Annotated in this window: 16 protein-coding genes; 13 read left to right on the top strand and 3 right to left on the bottom strand. The window is 67.9% G+C overall.

Features of this window, described 5'->3' with window-relative positions; all coding sequences use genetic code 11:
• Window positions 1-97: 97 nt before the first annotated feature.
• A complete protein-coding gene (locus ACE3TQ_RS08990) occupies window positions 98-2,224 on the bottom strand; it encodes a TonB-dependent receptor (protein WP_374581756.1) in 2,127 nt (708 codons plus the stop codon).
• A 98-nt stretch (window positions 2,225-2,322) separates the two neighbouring features.
• On the opposite strand from ACE3TQ_RS08990, the gene ACE3TQ_RS08985 reads away from it, so the two are divergent.
• From ACE3TQ_RS08985 to ACE3TQ_RS08960, 6 genes are all read left to right on the top strand, one after another.
• Window positions 2,323-3,549, top strand: a complete 1,227-nt coding sequence (locus tag ACE3TQ_RS08985; RefSeq protein WP_374581755.1) for a PepSY-associated TM helix domain-containing protein — start codon at window positions 2,323-2,325, stop codon at window positions 3,547-3,549.
• A 40-nt stretch (window positions 3,550-3,589) separates the two neighbouring features.
• On the top strand, window positions 3,590-5,698 hold the full coding sequence (locus ACE3TQ_RS08980; RefSeq protein WP_374581754.1) for a protein-disulfide reductase DsbD family protein: 2,109 nt from the start codon (window positions 3,590-3,592) through the stop codon (window positions 5,696-5,698).
• 21 nt (window positions 5,699-5,719) lie between these two features.
• The gene (locus ACE3TQ_RS08975) at window positions 5,720-6,331 is read left to right on the top strand and encodes a redoxin domain-containing protein (RefSeq protein ID WP_374581753.1); all 612 of its coding nucleotides are present in this window, start codon (window positions 5,720-5,722) and stop codon (window positions 6,329-6,331) included.
• 71 nt (window positions 6,332-6,402) lie between these two features.
• A complete protein-coding gene (locus ACE3TQ_RS08970) occupies window positions 6,403-7,431 on the top strand; it encodes a diguanylate cyclase domain-containing protein (RefSeq protein ID WP_374581751.1) in 1,029 nt (342 codons plus the stop codon).
• 96 nt (window positions 7,432-7,527) lie between these two features.
• A complete protein-coding gene (locus ACE3TQ_RS08965) occupies window positions 7,528-8,289 on the top strand; it encodes a TorF family putative porin (RefSeq protein ID WP_374581750.1) in 762 nt (253 codons plus the stop codon).
• A gap of 10 nt (window positions 8,290-8,299) precedes the next feature.
• The gene (locus tag ACE3TQ_RS08960; protein ID WP_374581749.1) at window positions 8,300-10,300 is read left to right on the top strand and encodes a methyl-accepting chemotaxis protein; all 2,001 of its coding nucleotides are present in this window, start codon (window positions 8,300-8,302) and stop codon (window positions 10,298-10,300) included.
• 16 nt (window positions 10,301-10,316) lie between these two features.
• On the opposite strand, the gene ACE3TQ_RS08955 is transcribed toward ACE3TQ_RS08960, so the two are convergent.
• Window positions 10,317-11,990: a diguanylate cyclase domain-containing protein gene (locus tag ACE3TQ_RS08955; protein ID WP_374581748.1), complete on the bottom strand. Its 1,674-nt coding sequence runs from the start codon at window positions 11,988-11,990 to the stop codon at window positions 10,317-10,319.
• Between the two features lie 168 nt (window positions 11,991-12,158).
• Here ACE3TQ_RS08955 and ACE3TQ_RS08950 point away from each other — a divergent pair, with 168 nt between their 5' ends.
• The gene (locus ACE3TQ_RS08950; protein WP_374581747.1) at window positions 12,159-14,453 is read left to right on the top strand and encodes an FdhF/YdeP family oxidoreductase; all 2,295 of its coding nucleotides are present in this window, start codon (window positions 12,159-12,161) and stop codon (window positions 14,451-14,453) included.
• Here ACE3TQ_RS08950 and ACE3TQ_RS08945 read toward each other — a convergent pair.
• Window positions 14,437-16,053, bottom strand: coding sequence for a sensor histidine kinase (locus ACE3TQ_RS08945; protein WP_374581746.1), 1,617 nt, complete (start codon window positions 16,051-16,053; stop codon window positions 14,437-14,439). The two genes, ACE3TQ_RS08950 and ACE3TQ_RS08945, sit on opposite strands and share 17 nt — an antisense overlap.
• Window positions 16,054-16,224: 171 nt before the next feature.
• Between ACE3TQ_RS08945 and ACE3TQ_RS08940 the strand changes: the two genes are divergently transcribed.
• The 6 genes from ACE3TQ_RS08940 to ACE3TQ_RS08915 are packed head-to-tail and all read left to right on the top strand — an operon-like array spanning window position 16,225 to window position 19,029.
• Window positions 16,225-16,503: a hypothetical protein gene (locus tag ACE3TQ_RS08940; RefSeq protein ID WP_374581745.1), complete on the top strand. Its 279-nt coding sequence runs from the start codon at window positions 16,225-16,227 to the stop codon at window positions 16,501-16,503.
• 17 nt (window positions 16,504-16,520) lie between these two features.
• On the top strand, window positions 16,521-17,033 hold the full coding sequence (locus tag ACE3TQ_RS08935; RefSeq protein ID WP_374581744.1) for a phage tail protein: 513 nt from the start codon (window positions 16,521-16,523) through the stop codon (window positions 17,031-17,033).
• Between the two features lie 11 nt (window positions 17,034-17,044).
• Window positions 17,045-17,575, top strand: coding sequence for a phage tail protein (locus tag ACE3TQ_RS08930; protein ID WP_374581742.1), 531 nt, complete (start codon window positions 17,045-17,047; stop codon window positions 17,573-17,575).
• Window positions 17,576-17,585: 10 nt separating this feature from the next.
• On the top strand, window positions 17,586-18,119 hold the full coding sequence (locus tag ACE3TQ_RS08925) for a phage tail protein (RefSeq protein ID WP_374581741.1): 534 nt from the start codon (window positions 17,586-17,588) through the stop codon (window positions 18,117-18,119).
• Window positions 18,116-18,610 carry a GNAT family N-acetyltransferase gene (locus ACE3TQ_RS08920; RefSeq protein WP_374581740.1) on the top strand — a complete coding sequence of 165 codons (495 nt, stop codon included), beginning with the start codon at window positions 18,116-18,118 and terminating at the stop codon, window positions 18,608-18,610. Before ACE3TQ_RS08925 ends, ACE3TQ_RS08920 begins: the two co-directional genes overlap by 4 nt.
• Window positions 18,607-19,029: a hypothetical protein gene (locus ACE3TQ_RS08915; protein WP_374581738.1), complete on the top strand. Its 423-nt coding sequence runs from the start codon at window positions 18,607-18,609 to the stop codon at window positions 19,027-19,029. Before ACE3TQ_RS08920 ends, ACE3TQ_RS08915 begins: the two co-directional genes overlap by 4 nt.
• Window position 19,030 lies beyond the last annotated feature (1 nt).

The raw sequence follows: 19,030 nt of genomic DNA, 5'->3' as shown, positions 1-19,030 counted from the left end.
TTCTGCTGTATAGCATGTCGGGGTCTGGCCGCACAATCGTCCTTTTATTCAACGCTGTCAAATAATTGCCCTTTTGACACCCCTGACCCCGAATTTCTTAGAAGCTACGGACCAGGCTCAGAGAGAGGGTGCGGCCGCGGCCGGCGAAGTGGGAGGCGGGGTCTTTGTAGCTGACCGATTGTGGGTAATAACCAACATATTGGCGGTCTGTCAGGTTTTCCATGCCGACGCCGATCTTGCCCCATGGGGAGTCGTAGCTGGCGGCAAGGTCGACCAGGGTGTAGCCCTTGAAGTGCTCTTCCAGGTTGGCGGTGCCGACCGTGCGGCCGATATTGATGTCGCGGTCTTTCAGCGTGGTGGCTTGCAGGCGCAGGTTTGCTTTCGGCATCCATTGCCAGTTGGCGCCGGCCACCAGCTTGTCCGGGCCCTGCGAGCGTGCGCCCAGCGCCACGTCCATCGGGGCGCCGGCGGTGGTGGCGGTCTTGCCCATGGTGCGGGCGTAGGAGCCGAAGGCCGACAGCGCGCGCGAGGCGCGCAGTTCGCCGGACACTTCCCAGCCGCGCACGCGCGTCGGTACGCGGTCCAGCTGCCCGATGCCGGCCGAATTGATGCGCAGTGCGGTGCCGAGCTTGGAGCGCGAGTCGTAGTAGGAAGCGCCGACGTTGCCCAGCGCGCCGCGCCAGTTCAGGCCCACTTCGTTGTTGCGGGTGATGACGGGCTCCATGTCGAACAGCTTGTCGACCGATTGGCCCGGGCGGTTCACGGCGCGCAGCACCAGGCCCACGTCCGGCAGGCCGAACCCTTCGGCGCTGGAGATGAAGGCCGACCAGTTGGGGCTGAAGCGCCAGACGGCGCCGATGTTTTTCACGTTCTTGGTGAAGGAGCGTTGGCCGCCTTGCACCAGGCGGCTGCCGTAGGCGGCCAGCGTGGTGTAGGTGTCGACGTCCAGCTTGGCGTCTTCGTGGCGTACGCCGCCGCGCACAGTCAGCGGGCCGATGTCGTATTCGAGCTGGGTGAACGGGGCGAGCGAGGTGAAGTCGAGGGTTGGCACCCAGGTGCGGCCGGTGCCGGCCAGCCATTGCTTGGTGCGGTCGCGCAGGTAGTCCAGGCCGGCGGTGAATTCCAGGCCGCTGATCACGGTATTGGGGCGCACGTAGGTCAGCTTGGCGCCGTGTTTGTCGGCCACCACTTCGGACTGGTCGTACAGGCTGCCCACCGGGGCCAGCTTCACGTCCTGGAAAGTGGAGGTGTTGGTGGCGCCGTACAGCGAGGCGAAGTCCTGCTTGAAGAGCTGGGCGTTGAAGGCGCCGCCCAACAGCTCGTTGTGGCGGTATTCCAGGCTGCTGGTTTCAACCTTGTTGCGCGGCGGCGCGCCGGGCGGGGTGCCGCGCGTGGCGCTGGTCGGGGTGCCGGCGGCGAAATTGGCCGGTACCTGCTTGTAGTTGCCGTCGCCTTCCATGCGGAAGCGGTTGACGGTCAGCTGCAGGCGCTGCTCGCCGAAATTCTTGCCGACCTTGAAGAACAGGTCGGTACCTTCGGAATCCATGGTGTCGCCTTGCACGCTTTCGATGCCGAGCGGGCGGCCCTGGCCGTCGTAGCCCAGGCCGCGCTGCTGGATGCTGCCGAAGGCAAGCAGGTCGAAGCCCTCGGATTTGTGCTGCAGGGTGTAGCCGGTCTTCCAGTCCAGGCTGTCGTGCCGCAGCTGGGACGACAGGCGCGCGTTGACGCTGTGCGTGGTGCCTTCGCCTTTGGGCGACTTGGTGATGTAGTTGACGATGCCGCCGGTGGCGCCCATGCCCTGCATGGCCGAGGCGCCGTTGATCACTTCCACGCGCTCAATGATGGCGGTATCGGCCACATAGCCTTCGCGCATGCCGCCGCGCAGCGGGTTGGTCTGCGGGACGCCGTCCAGCAGGATCAGGGTATTGCGGCCGCGCAGCGATTCGCCGGTGGAGCTCATTTTCTGGCGGCTGGGCGCGTAGCCGGGAATGTAGGTGGCCAGCGCGGCGGACGGGTCGTCGGCCAGCAGGTATTGCGCTTCCAGCTCTTTTTGCGAAATCACGCTGACCGCGCCGGGGATCTTGTCCACGCTCTTGCTGTTGCGGGTGGCGGTGACCACCACTTCGCTCATCGGCGCTTCGCTGGACTGGGCCAGGGCGGTGGTGCCGGAGGCGGCCAGGCAGGCCAGGGCAACTGCGCGGGCGAGGGGATGCAGGGTGGTCATCGGGTAACTCCTAAACAGAAAGATACAAAAATCAGGCCGACAATGATAATCATTCTCATTTATAATTTCAAACTAATTTATTGCTGGCTTTTTTGATAATGCTGACCGGTTTGCTGCGCGCGCGCCTGCGCGACCTCCACCTTTATGCGTCCCTGCTGTTCGGGGCGCTGTTCGTCATGGCGGGGCTGACCGGCGTGCCGCTGGCGTGGATGCACGAACTGGATGCGGCGCTCAACCCGGCGCTGCTGCAGTCGCGCGGCGCGGCCGGCCAGGCGGACGCCGCGCCGACGCCGCTGCAGGTGCAGGCGGCGGTGGACAGGCTGGCGGCCATGCCCGCTTACGGCAAGCCGACCCAGCTCATGCTGCCGCACGCGGCAAGCGATGTGTACGTGGCCTGGTACCGCCAGCCGAACAAGGCCAAGGGTGCTTTCGACACCGACGTCTCGCGCCAGGTCATGCTGGACCGCTACACCTTGGCGGTACTGGGTGAGCGCAACTGGGGCGAGTTTGGCGTGAGCCGCCCGCTGCTGATGCCAAGCCTGTTCCACCTGCACCGCTATCTGTTTGCCGGCGAGGTTGGCAAGACCGTGATCGGCATCAGCGGCCTGTTCCTGACGATTACGTCGCTGCTTGGCCTGGCCCTGTGGTGGCCGAAACATACGCTGGCCAGCCTGCGCAAGGCGCTCACCGTGCGCGGCGCGCTGACGTCGCGCCAGTTCAACTACAGCTCGCACCGCGCGGCGGGCTTTTTCATGACGCCGGTGCTGGCGGTGCTGGGCTTTAGCGGCATGGCGATGAATTTGCCGGAATGGGTGCGCCCGGTGGTGGCGGCGGTGGCGCCGCTGGAGCCGAATAGCAAGCCGGTCAACGCGGCAGCGGAAGGCCGCAAGCCGATCAATGTGGCGGCCGCGCTGGAAGCGGCGCAGCGGCACCTGCCGCAGGGCCGCCTGTCGCGCGTGAGCCTGGGTTCGGCCAAGGCGCCGTACGAGATCCGCCTGCGCCAGCCGGGCGAGGTGCGCCAGGGCGATGGCAATACGCGCGTCAGCGTCGACGCCATCAGTGGCGCGGTGCTGCGCGTGCGCGATCCGCTCGCAGCGCCCGCGGGCGACACCTTCCTCAACTGGCAGTATCCGCTGCACACGGGCGAGGCGTTCGGCCTGCCGGGGCGGGTGCTGGTGTCGGTATCCGGCCTGGCGCCGCTGCTGTTCATGGTCACCGGACTGGTGCTGTGGCTGGGGCGGCGCGCCATGCACCGCAAGGCGCGCGCAGCGGCGGCGCTGGCGGCCGCGGCGCCTGCAACAATACGACATACTGCGGCTGCCTGAATGCGCTAAGCTGGCCTTTTGAGGGGAGTCTTTGCTGCCCATGAACCGTGCCACCGTCACCACCGATCACGTTACCGCGACCCTGCTGGCTTACGCGCCGCAGGGCGTCGCCGCTGGCAAGCCTTTGCAACTGGGCTTGCAGCTGGTGCATAAGGATGGCTGGCATACCTATTGGAAGAATCCCGGCGATTCCGGCTTGCCAGTAACGCTGAAGTGGAGCCTGCCGGCCGGGAGCTCGGCCGGCGACATCGCCTGGCCGGTGCCGCAGCGGCTGCCGTATGGCCCCCTCGTGAATTTTGGCTACGATGGCACGGTGCTGCTGCCGGTGCCGGTGCGCGTGGCATCCGACGGCGCGCTGGACGTCAAATTGCAGGCGGAGTGGCTGGTGTGCAAGGACATCTGCCTGCCGGAGTCGGGCCAATTCGCGCTGCAGCTGGCGCCAGGCGCGCCGGTGCGCGATGCGCGGGCCGCGTTCGAGGCAGCAGCTGCCGCCGCACCACGCGTGCTGCCGGGCGCGCAGGCGGCGGCGCGGGTCGAGGGCGCGGCGGTGGAATTCGCGCTTGACGGCCTGCCGGCGGCGTGGCGCGGCAAGCCTTTGCAGTTCTTCCCGGAGCAGGGCGGCGTCTTCGAACACGCGGCCGCGCCTGTGCAGCGCTGGGTCGACGGCCGGCTGCTGCTGCGCGCGCCCTTGTCGGCCATGCGCAGCGAGAGCCCGGCGGCGCTCAGGCTGGTCCTCGCCGAACCCGGCGTGCCAGGCGGCGTCGCGCTGACGGCGCCCGTTGCCGGCTGGCCTGCCAGCGCCGCGCCCGCGCCCGCTGCCGCGCCGGCGCCCGCAGGCATCCCGGCGCCTGCGCCGGCAGCGGCCATGGATGGCGCCGGCGCCACCGCGCTGCCGCTCCTGCTGCTGTTCGCTTTCCTAGGCGGCGCCTTGCTCAACCTGATGCCTTGCGTGTTCCCGGTGCTGTCGCTGAAAGCGGTCGCGCTGGCCCAGCGGGCGGATGGGCGCGGGCGCCAGCTGGCCGGCGGCATCGCCTACACGGTGGGCGTGGTGGCCAGCTTCCTCGCGCTGGCCGGCGCCTTGCTGGCCCTGCGCGCCGGCGGCTCCCTGGTCGGCTGGGGATTCCAGCTGCAATCACCGCTCTTCATCGCCGGCCTGGCGCTGCTGTTCACCCTGATCGGCCTGAACCTGCTGGGCGTATTCGAAGTCGGCACGCTGCTGCCCGACCGCCTGGCCGCCTACCGTGCCCGCAACCCGCTGCTGGATGATGCGCTGACCGGCGCGGTGGCCGTGGCCATCGCCTCGCCGTGCACGGCACCGCTGATGGGCGCGGCGGTCGGCGCAGCGCTGGCCGCACCGTGGCCGCAGGCACTGGCCATCTTTGGCGCGCTGGGCCTGGGCATGGCTGCGCCTTACCTGGCCTTGAGCGCCTGGCCGCGCCTGGCCAGGGCCTTGCCGCGTCCGGGGCCGTGGATGGCGCGCTTCAAGGCGCTGCTGGCGTTCCCCATGTTCGCCACCGTGGTCTGGCTGGCCTGGGTGCTGGGCCACCAGGCCGGGGTGGACGGCATGGCGGCGCTGCTGGTGCTGCTGCTGGCCGCCAGCCTTGCGGCCTGGCTCTGGTCCGGCATGGGCGCATGGTCCACGGCGCACGGGGCGGGCGGAAAGGCGAGGGCAGCGGCCACGGCGCTGGCGGCGCTGCTGGGGCTGGCCGGAGCATTGGGCTGGAGCGTGCCGCTGCTGCAGGCCGCCGCCGAGGCGCCGCCCGCGCCGGCTGCGGCGCAGCGCGACACTGGCGACGGCCAGCAGGGCGGCGCCTGGCAGCCCTGGTCGCCGCAGGCGGTGGCGCAGGCGCGCGCTGCGGGACGTCCGGTATTTGTCGATTTCACCGCTGCCTGGTGCATCACCTGCCAGTTCAATAAACGCACCACGCTCGGCGATCCCGCCGTGCTGGCGGCGCTGGCGCAAAAGCAGGTACTGCTGCTGCGTGCCGACTGGACCAGCCGCGACCCGCTGATTGCGCAGCAGCTGCAGGAGCTGGGCCGCAGCGGCGTGCCGGTGTATGTGCTGTATGGCGCCCAGGATAGCGCGCCGCAACTGCTGCCGGAAGTACTGAGCGCGGATGCGATCCATTCCGCGCTCGCCCGTTTGTAGTCTTTTTCCAAGGAGGTCGTGATGAAACACCTGGCATTGAGCGCAGTCGTGGCATTTGGTTTCATGGGCAGCGGCGCGGCGCTGGCGCAAGCGCAGATCGGCCAGCCGGCGCCCGCCTTCAGCGGCACCGACACCGCCGGCAAGCAAGTCTCGCTGGCAGATTTCAAGGGCAAATACGTGGTGCTGGAATGGGTCAACCCGGATTGCCCCTTCGTCAAAAAGCACTACAAGAGCGGCAATATGCAGTCCACCCAGAAGCACGCCGCCGCCAAGGGCGCGGCCTGGGTCAGCCTGAACACCTCGGGCGCCGCCGCCGACCCGAAGACCGCCGCCAGCCTCGGCGCGTGGAGCAAGGAGCAAAAGGCGGTGATCAGCAACCTGGTGCTGGACAAGGGCAATATCGGCCGTGCCTACGGCGCCCGCACCACGCCGCACATGTATGTGATCGACCCGGCCGGCAAGCTGGTCTACGCCGGCGCCATCGACAGCAAGCCCAGCGCAAGCGCCGACGACATCCCCGGTGCCACCAACTACGTGGTGCAGGCGCTGGATGAACTGGCGGCCGGCAAAGCGGTCAGCAAGCCGGTGACCCAGCCTTACGGTTGCACCGTGAAATACGACACTGCCGGGTGAAAGTACGGCAGGAACGCCACAAAAGTTGCCACTTGTTCACAAATCAGTCACACTGGAAGCCGTGAGAATGTGTGAGATTTGTCGGCGGCGGCATGATGGATGGGCTGAACCTGAATCCGGCAGTATTGCTGGAGATTATTAACCTGCAAACCGATATCGCGCGCCTGGGCCTGGACCTGGGCGGCGTGATGCAGCTGGTTTGCCAGCGCGCCGGCGCCCTGTGCGGCGCCAGCGCCGCCATCGTCGAGCTGGCGGAAGGCGAAGACATGGTGTACCGCGCCACGGCCGGCCTGGCCGCTGGTGCGCTCGGCCTGCGCCTGCGCCGCAGCGGCAGCCTGTCCGGCCTGTGCGTGGCGGAGGACCGGATCCTGCGCTGCGACGACAGCGAAACCGACCCGCGCGTGGACCGCGAAGCCTGCCGCAAGGTGGGCCTGCGCTCCATGCTGGTGGTGCCGCTGCACCACGAAGGGCAGAGCGTGGGCGTGCTGAAGGTCGGCGCGCCGCAGCCGCACGCCTTCGACCAGCAGCAGGCGCAGATCCTCGGCCTGCTGTCGGAACTGATCGGCGCCGCCATCTACCACGCGGTGCAGTACGAGTCGAGCGACCTGTACTACCGCGCCACGCACGACACCCTGACCCGCCTGGCCAACCGCGCCCTGTTCTACGACCGCCTGCGCCAGCAGCTGGCGCAGGCCGGACGTGGCTGCGGCAGCGTGGCGGTGGTGAATCTCGACATGGACGGCCTGAAAGCCATCAACGACACCCTGGGCCACCGCGCCGGCGACGCCGCCATCTGCCAGGTGGCCGAGCGCATTGCGCGCGAGCTGCGGCAGGAAGACCTGGCGGCGCGCCTGGGCGGCGACGAATTCGGCATCCTGCTGTGCGGCGTGCTGGACCGCGACGGGGTGGGGCACAAATGCCATAGCCTGGGCAGCGCGATCGCCGCGCCGTTCGAGTTCGAAGGACGCCCGCTGCGCCTGGGCGCCAGCATTGGTTACGCTATCAGCCCGGAGGATGGGCGCGACATGACCCAGTTAATGGATCTGGCCGACCAGGCCATGTACCGTGTAAAGCAGGCACGCAAAACCGTGGCCGCGTAGCACGGCCACAACGTTCCCTCTGTGTATTACCCCGAGGGAACAGATTTGCAACTACTATTGCTACGTGTTTCACACAATTTGAAAGCGAGGGTAGGAATGAAACGCACACTGCTGTTGGCACTCCTGGTTTCAAGCGCGGCCCAGGCACAAGAAGGCCCCGCCACTCCCACCCTGACCTCCACCGTCACACTCGCCAGCCAGTACGTCTCGCGCGGCATCCGCCAGACCTGGGACAAACCGGCGCTGCAAGTGGGCGTGGATTATGTCCACCCGAGCGGCTTCATCGCCGGCACCTGGGCTTCCAACGTCAGCGACAAGTTCATCGAAAAAGCCAAGCTGGAATGGGACCTGTATGCCGGCTATTCGGCCACGGCGGGCGACGTCGGCTACAGCGTCATCCTGTACCAGTACCTGTACCCGGGCGCGAAAGTCAGTTCCACCGACACCACCTTCAACTACACCGAGCTGTCGCTGGGGCTGACCTACAAGGCCTACTACGCCAAATACAACTACACGGTCAGCCCGCACTTCTTCGGCATCACGCACGGCCGCGGCACCGGCTACCTGGACCTGGGCGCGAATTACGACCTCGGTTCCGGCTTCACGCTCAACCTGCACGCGGGCGACGCGCGCGTGGGTGGCGCCGGCAACGAGATCTGGGACTGGCGCGATGCCAAGGTCGGGGTGACCAAGGTGCTGGAAGGCGGCTGGACCGTCGCCGGCGCCGTCACGCGCGGCTGGGGCGCCACCAGCGCCTACCGCGATTACACCAACGGTGTGCCGGATGCCGCCGGCCGGCTGGCGTATTCGAATACCGAGAAGGCTACTTTCGTAGTCACCATCGCCAAGACTTTCTGAGGAGCGCAGCATGCTGTCGAAATTGTCGCTGAATGCAAAGATCTGCATTGCAGCCACCTTGCTGGTTGTGGTCAGCCTGGCCGTCACCGCCACGGTGACCGGCATCAAGAGCAGCCGCACGGCGGAGAAGGATGCGATGGACCTGGCGCGCACCCAGGCTGCGGCGGCCGCGTCGGCCCTGCAGGCGCGCATCGGGCGCAACCTGGCCACCATCATCCAGCTCGGCGCCACCCAGCGCGCCACGCGCGGCGGCGGCCTGACCCTGTCGCGCGAGCAGACCGGCGCCATCACCAAGGCGGCCCTGTTCAGCTCCGAGGACCTGATCGGGGCGGCGGTGACCTGGGAGCCGAATGCGCTCGATGGCAAGGACGCCGAGTACGCCGGCAAGCAGCCGGAGTACGACGCCACGGGCCGCTACATGCCGTACTACACGCGCGCCGCTGGCGGCGGGGTGAATATCGAGCCGATCGTGTTCGACCCCAAGCCCGGCGCCAACGACTGGTACGACATTCCCAAGCGCAGCGGCAAGGTGTTCTTCACCGAGCCGTATGCCTATCCGGTGGGCGGCAAGGACGTGCTGATGGCGTCGCTGGTGGCGCCGATCATGATCGACGGTAAGTTCCAGGGCACGGCCAGCGCCGACTTCATGCTGACCAAGCTGGGCGAGATCCTGAAGGAGATGAAGTCGATCGAAGGCGGCCGCCTGTCGCTGGTGTCGAACGGCGGCCTGTATGCCAGCAACCCGGCCGAGGCGTTGGTGGGCAAGCCGGCCGAGGATATCCCGAAGGAAGGCCTGGACAGCATCCGCGCCGGCAAGGCTTACGAGTATGAGGACAAGCAGGGCATGGCGCACCTGATCCAGCCGCTGGTGCTGCACCCCGATATCGCGCCATGGGCGGTGAAAATGAGCTTCCCGCGTTCGGTGGCGACAGCCTCGGCGCGCGAGCTGCTGACCTACACCTTGCTGGTGTCGCTGCTGTGCGCGGTGGCCACCGGCTTCATCCTGGTGGCGGTGGTATTCCGCCTGACCCAGCCGCTGCGCGAACTGGGCGACGCCATGTCGGGCCTGGCCAGCGGCAACGCCGACCTCAGCGCGCGGCTGGAGGTGCGCGGCAACGATGAACTGGCGGTGATCGGCACCGGCTTCAACACCTTCGTCGCCAAGATCCATTCGGTGCTGGCGCGGGTGCGCGAGTCGTCCGACAGCGTGGCGGTGGCCAGCAAGGAAATCCGCGAGGGCAATTCCGACCTGTCGGCGCGCACCGAGCAGCAGGCCAGCGCGCTGGAGGAAACCGCCGCCACGATGGAGGAGCTGACCAGCACCGTCAAGCAGAACGCCGACAATGCGCGCCAGGCCAACCAGATGGCGGCGCGCGCCTCGGAAGTGGCGACGCGCGGCGGCGAAGTGGTGGCGCAGGTGGTCGACACCATGGCGTCCATTAACGATTCCTCGCGCAAGGTGGTCGACATCATTTCCGTCATCGACGGCATCGCCTTCCAGACCAATATCCTGGCCCTGAATGCGGCGGTGGAGGCGGCGCGCGCCGGCGAACAGGGCCGCGGCTTCGCCGTGGTGGCGAGCGAGGTGCGCAACCTGGCCCAGCGCAGCGCAGCGGCGGCCAAGGAAATCAAGGAATTGATCGGCAACTCGGTGGAGCAGGTGGAGGCGGGCAGCGCGCTGGTGGCGCAGGCCGGCAGCACCATGCAGGAAGTGGTGTCCAGCGTGCGCCGCGTGACCGATATCGTGAGCGAGATCAGCGCCGCCAGCGGTGAACAGAGCAACGGCATTGGCCAGGTCAACCAGGCCATCGGCCAGATGGACGGCGTGACGCAGCAGAACGCGGCGCTGGTGGAGCAGGCCGCCGCCGCCGCCGAGAGCCTGCAGGAGCAGGCCGCCACCCTGGTGGCGCTGGTGGGCGAGTTCCGCCTGTCGCAGGCCGAGGGCAGCGCGGCGGATAGTGGCGGGGCGGGCGCCGCTGCGGCGCGCCGGCCGCTGGCGCTGCGCGGCTAAGCGCCGCGCGCGCGGCTTACATCCTGCTCGACGGCCAGGTCGGCTTCTTGTCCGGCTTGGCCGGCGCGGCGAAATCGCGCACCGACAGCATGCGCTCGGCGCCCACGCAGTTGACGGCAAAGCCGTTGCGGCCCGCAGCCTTGACGCAGTACAGCGCCTGGTCGGCGGCCAGCATCACCTTGTCGACGTCGGCCGGCAGCTCGGTAGTGAGGGCGATGCCGATGCTGGCCGTCACTTCCAGCGCCTTGCCGTTCACGCTGAAAGGCGCTTTCATGGCCGCCACCACCTTCTCCCCGAGCAGGTTGACGTCGTGCGCGGCGTCCAGGTGCTCGAACACGATCACGAATTCATCGCCCGCGATGCGCGCCACGGTGTCGGTGCTGCGCACCGCGTGGCGCAGACGGTCGGCGAACTGCACCAGCACGGCGTCGCCGGCCTGGTGGCCGTAGGTATCGTTGATCGCCTTGAAGTGGTCGATGTCGAGCACCGCCAGGCCGATCTGCTGGCCGGCGCGGATGGCGCGCTTCAGCGCCTGCGGGAAGAACTCGTCGAACATGCGCCGGTTGTGGGCGCCGGTCAGCGGGTCGGTGGTGGCCAGGTGCTGCAGGTTGCGTTCGGCGATCTGGTGCTGGCGCGACACCTGGTAGAAGGCGCGGCTCAACTGGCCGAATTCATCGGGGCGGGACGAGTTGAACTGCTCGATATCGACCGCGGCGCGGCCCAGGGCCAGCACCTGCCCATACAGCTGGTACAGCGGCGCCAGCATCAGGCGCAGCAGCAGCCAGCCCAGCAGGCCGGCCGCCAGCGCCGCCAGGGCGGCCGTGCCGAGCGCGCGCAGGCGCACGCCGGACATGGCTGCGAACACGTCCTGCAGCGGCACCGCCACCGCAATGGTCCAGTCCAGGTGCTTGAGGCGCGTGTGCGCCAGCATGATGGGGCGGCCCTGGTCCTGCACATCGTGGCGCCAGCCGTCGCTGCCGTCCAGCACGGTGTGCGCCAGCGAACCGGCTGCGGCGTCGCGCGCCAGCACGCGCGTCGGGTCCGGGTGGTAGACGATGGTGCCGTCGGCCGCCACGATGAACAGGTAGCCGGAGGCGTGGCCGCGCAAGGCTTGCAGCTGGCCGGCAAAGGCCGGGCGCTGCAGGTCGATGGTCCCCACCAGCACGTAGTCGATGGCGCCGGCCCGGTCCAGCACCGGCTGCGTCACCGCCACCACCGGGCGGCCGGACAGGATGCTGCGGAACGGCGCCGACACCACGCCTTCCTGCGCCGCCAGCGTATCGCGGAAGAACTGGCGGCCATGGCTGTTCAGCTTGCCCACCATGCGCCGGTCCTGCAGGTTGGCCAGCAGCTGGCCGTCGCGTCCCAGCGCGGCAACGTTGGCAAATGCGTCACGCAGGGCCAGGCGCTGCTCGAGCTGGTCCTGCACCTTGCCGTGCGCCACCGGCGCTGCCTGCAAGCCTTCCGCCAGCACCCGCAGCACTTCCTGTTTGGACGTGATGTCGCGGTCGAGGTAGGCGGCGGCGCCGGACAGGGTGGCCATTTCCTGGTTGCCGATGACCTTGCGCATCTCGCGTTCCGCCACCAGCAGTGAAGCGCCGCCCACCAGCGCGCTGGCCAGCATGACCATCAGCACCAGCAGGGCCGTGAGCTTGAATTTGAATGTTTGGTACGTGGGAATGCGGCGCATAACCTTCTCCAGCGAGGAGGCAGCAGGCGAGGGTTTGGCCAGAGGGGAACAGTGCGCGGGAGTAGGGCGCGCCCCGAGTATACCGCAAGTTGTTTCTTGCTGACAAGAAAAGGCGACTATGTGGGTTTATGTTAACATTCTGACTTGAATGACTGGCCGGAGATCCACGTGCAGCACCCGATTCGCTTCTATAAAAAATCCGCCGGCGGCCTTGGTTCGCTGCATGGCACGGCCAAGGCGCTGCGCAGCAACGGCGCCGTGCCGGCCCTGAAAGTGCTGCCGCGCCTGAACCAGCCGCTCGGCGTCGATTGCCCGGGCTGCGCCTATCCCGATTCGCCCAAGGACAAGGCGGTGGATTTCTGCGAGCAGGGCGCCTGGGCCGTGGCGCACGAGACCACGCCGCGCCGCGCGCCGCCCGAATTCTTTGCCGCCCACACGCTGGCCGAGCTGCGCCAGCGCAGCGAAGCGGAACTGGAAGGCTTCGGCCGCCTGACCGCCCCCATGCTGTACGACAGCGCCAGCGACACCTACCGCGAAGTGGCGTGGGAGCAGGCCTTCCAGCTGGCGGCGCAAGCCTTGCGCGCGCTCGACTCGCCGCAGCGCGCCGTGTTCTACGCCTCCGGCCGCAGCAGCAACGAGGCTGCCTTCCCCTACCAGCTGTTCGCGCGCGCCTTCGGCACCAACAATATGCCGGACTCGTCGAACTACTGCCACGAGTCGTCCGGCATGGCGCTGGGCAGCACGCTGGGCGTGGGCAAGGCCACCATCACGCGCGAGGACTTCGAGCACGCGGAGGCTATCTTCGTGTTCGGCCAGAATCCCGGCACCAACCACCCGCGCATGCTGGGCGACCTGCGCGAAGCCGCGCTGCGCGGCTGCCGCGTGGTGGTGTTCAACCCGATGCTGGAGCCGGGCCTGCGCAGCTTCGCCGACCCGCAGTCGCCGAAGGAAACCCTGACAGGGCATGGCGCCCGCATCGCCACCGAGTACTTCCAGGTGCGCGTGGGCGGCGACCTGGCGGCGCTGACCGGCATGGCCAAGGCCGTGCTGGAAGCGGAGCAGGCCGGCGGCAAGGTACTGGACCATGAATTCATCGCGCGCCACACCAGCGGCTTCGAGGAATTCGCGGCCACCGTGCGCGCCGCGGCGTGGTCGCAGATCGAGGCCGACAGTGGCCTGTCGCGCGCCCGGATCGAGCAGGCGGCGGCGGTCTACATCACCTCCAGGGCCAGCATCGCCACCTGGTGCATGGGCCTGACCCAGCACGAGTACGCGGTGGAAACCATCCAGGCCCTGGTCAACCTGATGCTCCTGCGCGGCAACGTGGGCCGCCCGGGCGCCGGCCTGATGCCGGTGCGCGGCCACTCCAATGTGCAGGGCGACCGCACCGTGGGCGTGACCAACCGCCCCAAGCAGGAATGGCTGGACGGCCTGCAGCGCGTGTTCGGCTTCACTCCGCCGGCGGCGCACGGGCTGGACGCGGTGGCCGCCATCAAGGGCATCATGGACGGCTCGGTGCATGCCTTCCTCGGCCTGGGCGGCAACTTCGCCGTGGCCGGGCCGGATACGCCGCGCGTGCTGCAGGCGATGCAGGGCCTGCAGCTGACCGTGCATATCGCCACCAAGCTCAATCGTACCCACCTGCACCCGGGCCGCGTCGGCCTGCTGCTGCCTTGCCTGGGGCGCACCGAGCGCGACGAGCAGGCCGGCGGGCCGCAGTTCGTCAGCGTGGAGGACACGGCCAGCATGGTGCACGCCTCCACCGGGCGCGGCGAGCCGGCCAGCGCCAAGCTGCGTTCGGAGCCGCATATCGTGACCGAGCTGGCGCGCGCCACGCTGGGCGAGTCGGCCATTCCGTGGCAGGCCATGGGCAGCGACTACGCCACCACCCGTTCCCTGATCGAGCAGGTGGCGCAGACCGCGGTGGCCGGCTTTGAAAAGTACAACGAACGGATCGCCCAGCCGCGCGGCTTCTACCTGCCGAACAGCGCGCGCAACCGCGACTGGCGCACCGCCAGCGGCAAGGCGCAGTTCACCGCCATTGCGCTGCCGCAGGACACCATCATGCGCCGCGCCCGCGCCCAGTACGGCGACGCGGTGCTGTGCCTGGCCACCGTGCGCGCGCACCGCCAGTACAACACCACCGTCTACCGCGACAGCACGGGCGAGGTGGACCGCTACCGCGGCGTGCACCACACGCGCAAGGTGCTGTTCATCGGCGCCGCCACCATGGCGCGCCTGGGCCTGCGCGACGGCCAGCTGGTCGACATCCACGCCGCCGCGCCGGACGGCATTGCGCGCCAGTGCAAGGGCTACCAGCTGGTGCGCTACGACGTGCCGGAAGGCGACGTGTTCGGCTACTTCCCGGAACTGACCCCGCTCATCTCGCCCGACCTGATGGCGCGCGGCTCCAAGACCCCGGCCTTCAAGGAAGTGCCGGTGCTGCTCACGCCTGCGGGATAATCGGCTCCTCGTGGTGCATCGGCGCATCGAGCGGGATCGTGATGCGGAAGCTGGTGCCCACCCCGGGCGTGCTCTCGACCTGGATCTTGCCGCCCAAGATGGTGGTGACGATGTTGTGCACGATGTTCAGGCCCAGGCCTGAACTGCCTTCGCTCATGCGGGTGGTGAAGAAGGGGTCGAAGATGCGGTTGATATGGCTGGCGGCGATGCCGGCGCCGTCGTCGCTGACGATGATGTCGGCCGTGTCGCCCGCCGGCACCGGCACCGTGATCGAGAGCCGGCCGTGGTCGCGCTGGTGGAAGGCGTGCTGCAGGGCGTTGTCGACCAGGGCCACCACCACCTGGCCCAGCGGGCCGGGGTAGCTGTCCATCGCCACCAGCGGCGCCACGTCGAGCACCACTTCGTAGGGCGTCTTGCGCAGCACCGGCGACAGGGTGTTGAGGTTTTCCTGGATCACGGTGCCCAGGTCGAATTTGCGCCGCTGCGAGCTGGCGCGGTCCACCGCCACCTGCTTGAAGCTCGACACCAGGCGCGCCGCGCGCTCGATATTGCGCGTCATCAGCTCGCCGATGCCTTCCGCCTCCTCCAGGAACCTGGCCATGTCGGAGCGGCGCAAGCCGCTCTCGTAGCTGGCGCCCAGCGCCTTGACCTTGTCGCCCAGGGTGCTGGCGGCGATCAGGCTGTTGCCGATCGGCGTATTCAGCTCGTGCGCGATGCCGGCCACCATCGAGCCCAGGGCCGCCAGGCGCTCGCTGCGCGCCAGCTCGTCCTGCGCGTGGCGCGCGGCGCGCGTGCGTTCTTCCACGCGCCGCTCCAGCGTCTCGTTGAGGGCGGCCAGTTCTTCATACAGGGCGGCTTTCTCCGCCAGCCCGGCCAGGATGTTCTCGCGCATTTCATTGATCTTGTTGGCCAGCAGGTCCAGTTCCGTATTGCCGCCGTGGCGCAGGCGCAGCGGCTGGTCGCCGAGGTTGTCGATGGTCAGGCGGCCGACGTAGTCGCTCAGCTGGCGCAGCGGCTTGCCCAGCAGGTGGCGCACCACCAGCAGGAAGATGAACCACAGCGCCATGGTCTTGATGACCGAGTTCACCAGGATCAGCACGAAGCCATACTGCACCTGGCTGACCACGATGCGCCGGTTGGAATACACGGTCCATGTGCCGATCGGCTGCAGGGCGCCGTTCTCCAGCGGATAGGCGATCGGGAATTCGCGGCTGAACACTTCGCCGAACAGGCCGTCGTCGCGCGTGGGCGGCGCCAGGCGGCCGTCGGGCAGGGCCTGCATATGCTTGCCTTGCTCGTCCAGCACGGTGCCCACCGCGCGCACCAGCTTGCCCTGGTCGTCCACCACCTTGATGCCGACCACGATGGGCAGCTCCTTCATGCCGGCCAGGATGCCGCGCATGATGTCGTCGTTGAAGCGCCACATGGCATCGGCAATGCCGGGGCCGAAGGTGTGCTGCATGGCTTCGATCTCGCGCTCGACCCGGTTGCGCGTGTGCTTGTACTCCGCCGTCAGCTGGAAGGCGGTCACCAGCACGGTCACCACGAAGTAGCAGCCGAAGATGATGCGCAACAGGCGGGCGGCAATCGAGCGGGTCATTTGTTAAATCGGCACGAGGGGAGGGGCGCCCGGAAGCGTTGCTAACTCATTGAAAGTATAAGCTTTGCAACGCCTGTTTTTTCACGATTGTTGCAAAATTGTAATACAGATTAAGCATTTTTCATCGTACAATGATCAATTTTTCACGAATAGAATTTTTGCAGGATTGCCGTGTTGACAGATGTAAGCTACTTCCAGGCTCGTCTCGGGGCCGTATTTTCCGTTGCCGGCGCACCGCCGGAGCTGGGGCTGGCCCTGGTGCTGGCCGAGGTTGAACCATCGGGCAATCCGCAAGCGTTTGCGCTGACTTTCCAGGGGCCGCCTGCGCCCGAGCTGGAGCAGCAGACCGTGGAACTGCTGCGCGACGGCGATGCGCCGCTCGCCATTTTCCTGGTACCCGTCGCCCGCACTGCGGCCGGCGTGCAGTACCACGCCGTATTCAATAACTAATCCCTCCAGGAGCTGACATGGGAACGCCTTACATGGGCGAGATCAAACTCGTCGCGTTCAATTACCCGCCCAAGGGCTGGGCCTTCTGCAACGGCCAGCTGCTGCCGATTAACCAGAACCAGGCATTGTTTTCGCTGCTGGGGACGACCTACGGCGGCAACGGCCAGACCAATTTCGCCTTGCCCGACCTGCGCGGCCGCGTGCCGGTGCATGCCGGCTGGAGCGGCGAAGTGACGCGCGGCCAGGCCGGCGGCGAGGTGGCGCATACGCTGACCCACGCCGAGATGCCGAGCCACCAGCACACGGTTTCCGCCAGTACCGCGGTCGCCAACTCGGGCGATCCGGCCGGTGCGCTGTTGGCGCGCAAGGGCCGCCTGGGGCGCGACATGTTCAACGGCACCCCGAACACGCAGATGGCGCCGGCCACGGTGTCCAGCGTCGGCGGTTCGCAGCCACACCTGAACATGCAGCCTTACCTGGTCCTCAACTACGTGATTGCGCTGCAGGGCGTATTCCCATCTCCCACCTGAACGGAGTAACTATGTCTGATTCATACCTCGGCGAAATCCGCATGTTTGCGGGTAATTTCGCTCCGACCGGCTGGGCCTTCTGCGATGGCCAGCTGCTGCAGATCTCCGAGTTTGACGCCCTGTTCATCCTGCTCGGCACCACCTATGGTGGCGACGGCCAGTCGACCTTCGCGCTGCCGAACCTGCAGGGCCGCGTGCCGATGCACGCCGGTTCGGTAGGCGGTTTCAACTTCACGCTGGCCGAATGGGGCGGGGTGGAGGAAGTGACCCTGAACCATACGCAGATCCCCAGCCATACGCACGCGATGGTGGCCAGCACGGAGCGCGGCAGCGGCGCCTACACCAACCTGAACGGCTATCCGGCGGCCTCGGTCGGCGCGGGTTCGGGCATTTACGGCCTGACGGACGGCGGTACCCAGGCCATGGCGCTGAATGCCATGGGCTCCGCAGGCGGCTCGCAGCCGCACACCAATATGGCGCCGTACACCTGCATCAATTTCATCATCTCGCTGTACGGCATGTTCCCTCAGCCCCAGAACTGAAAGGCACACGATGAGTTCTCCATTTGTTGCGGAAGTCCGCATCTTTGCCGGCAATTTTGCGCCCAAGGGCTGGGCCACCTGCGACGGCCAGCTGCTGCCGATTTCGCAGAACACGGCGCTGTTCTCCCTGCTGGGCACCACCTACGGCGGCGACGGCAAATCGACGTTCGCTTTGCCGGACCTGAACGGCCGCATGCCGATGCACCCGGGCCAGGGCCAGGGCCTGTCGCCGCGCTTCCTGGGCGAGCAGGGCGGCACGTCGAGCGTCACGCTGACCGCTGCCCAGATCCCGGTGCACACCCACCAGCTGCGAGCCGCTACCTCGGCCGCCTCGCAGGTGGCGCCCGGTTCGTCGACCGGATTCGCCAAGAACGCGGCGGGCCAGGTCAACCACATATTCAGCCAGAACGTGGGCGGGATGCAAACGGTGGAGCCCAACCCGGTGGCGCCGGCGGGCAGCGGGCAGCCGCATAACAACCGCCAGCCTTACCTGGGCATGCTGTTCTGCATCGCCATGCAAGGCGAATTCCCGCCGCGCGCATGAGCGAGCGCGGCGCGCTTGCCCTGCGCAGCGAGACCGCGGCCGACCGCGCCTTCCTGCGCGCGCTGTTCGGCGCGGTGCGCGGGCCGGAGCTCGGCCTGGGCGGGCTGGATGCCGCCACGCTCGACACCTTGCTCGACCTGCAGTTCGCGGCGCAGCAGCAGTCGTTCCGCCATGGCTATCCGCAGGCGCGCTTCGAGGTGATCGAAGTGGGCGGCGCGGCGGTGGGGCGGATGGTGGTGGCGCAGCACGCCGGCGCCTTTCTGCTGCTGGATATTGCGCTGCTGCCGGAATGGCGCGGGCGCGGCATCGGCGGCGGCCTATTGCGCGGCTTGCAGCAGCAGGCAGCGGCGGCGCGCCAGCCGCTGCGCCTGAATGTAGTACTGAACAATCCGGCCGAGGCGCTGTATCGCCGCCTGGGCTTTAAAGAAACTGGGGTGTCCGGCATGCACCGGGCCATGGAATGGGAGAACACGATGGGAGAACAACAGTGAGTGAGCAAGCATTTTCGCGCCGCGCCTGGCTGAAGGCGGGCGGCGGTTCGCTGCTGGCAGCGGGCCTGGGCATCACCGCGCCGGTGGCGGCATCCGAGGGCGCCGCGGCGGGCGGCGATTTCGCCTGGAGCCGCGCCGTGGCCGAGACCCTGGTGAACCAGTCCTTCTGGCTGAACCACCCTGAGCACCGCGCGCTGCAACTCACGCTGCAGGCGGTGGAAACCGCGCAGCTGGCCCCCGAGGGCCGCGCCAGCCAGCAGTTCTCCCTGCTGTTCTCCGCCGCCGCCGTGCCGGCCATCCAGGCCGGCAGCTATGAAATCGAACACGAAGCCACCGGCCGCCAGCTGCTGTTCCTGCAGCCCGGCGCGCGCCAGGGCGCCCGCATTCTGCTGCGCGCCGACTTCAACCTGCAGGCCTGAG

This window comes from Pseudoduganella sp. (genome assembly GCF_041914865.1).
Taxonomy (GTDB): domain Bacteria; phylum Pseudomonadota; class Gammaproteobacteria; order Burkholderiales; family Burkholderiaceae_D; genus Rugamonas.
Note: the sequence above shows the minus strand (reverse complement) of the source record. Positions and strands in the feature narration are given on the sequence as shown.

Coding starts and splice junctions, on each gene's coding strand:
- ACE3TQ_RS08925 (WP_374581741.1), top strand. CDS start 17,586: ATGAGTTCTCCATTTGTTGCGGAAGTCCGCATCTTTGCCGGCAATTTT.
- ACE3TQ_RS08990 (WP_374581756.1), bottom strand. CDS start 2,224: ATGACCACCCTGCATCCCCTCGCCCGCGCAGTTGCCCTGGCCTGCCTG.
- ACE3TQ_RS08985 (WP_374581755.1), top strand. CDS start 2,323: ATGCTGACCGGTTTGCTGCGCGCGCGCCTGCGCGACCTCCACCTTTAT.
- ACE3TQ_RS08960 (WP_374581749.1), top strand. CDS start 8,300: ATGCTGTCGAAATTGTCGCTGAATGCAAAGATCTGCATTGCAGCCACC.
- ACE3TQ_RS08935 (WP_374581744.1), top strand. CDS start 16,521: ATGGGAACGCCTTACATGGGCGAGATCAAACTCGTCGCGTTCAATTAC.
- ACE3TQ_RS08955 (WP_374581748.1), bottom strand. CDS start 11,990: ATGCGCCGCATTCCCACGTACCAAACATTCAAATTCAAGCTCACGGCC.
- ACE3TQ_RS08975 (WP_374581753.1), top strand. CDS start 5,720: ATGAAACACCTGGCATTGAGCGCAGTCGTGGCATTTGGTTTCATGGGC.
- ACE3TQ_RS08920 (WP_374581740.1), top strand. CDS start 18,116: ATGAGCGAGCGCGGCGCGCTTGCCCTGCGCAGCGAGACCGCGGCCGAC.
- ACE3TQ_RS08965 (WP_374581750.1), top strand. CDS start 7,528: ATGAAACGCACACTGCTGTTGGCACTCCTGGTTTCAAGCGCGGCCCAG.
- ACE3TQ_RS08945 (WP_374581746.1), bottom strand. CDS start 16,053: ATGACCCGCTCGATTGCCGCCCGCCTGTTGCGCATCATCTTCGGCTGC.
- ACE3TQ_RS08980 (WP_374581754.1), top strand. CDS start 3,590: ATGAACCGTGCCACCGTCACCACCGATCACGTTACCGCGACCCTGCTG.
- ACE3TQ_RS08930 (WP_374581742.1), top strand. CDS start 17,045: ATGTCTGATTCATACCTCGGCGAAATCCGCATGTTTGCGGGTAATTTC.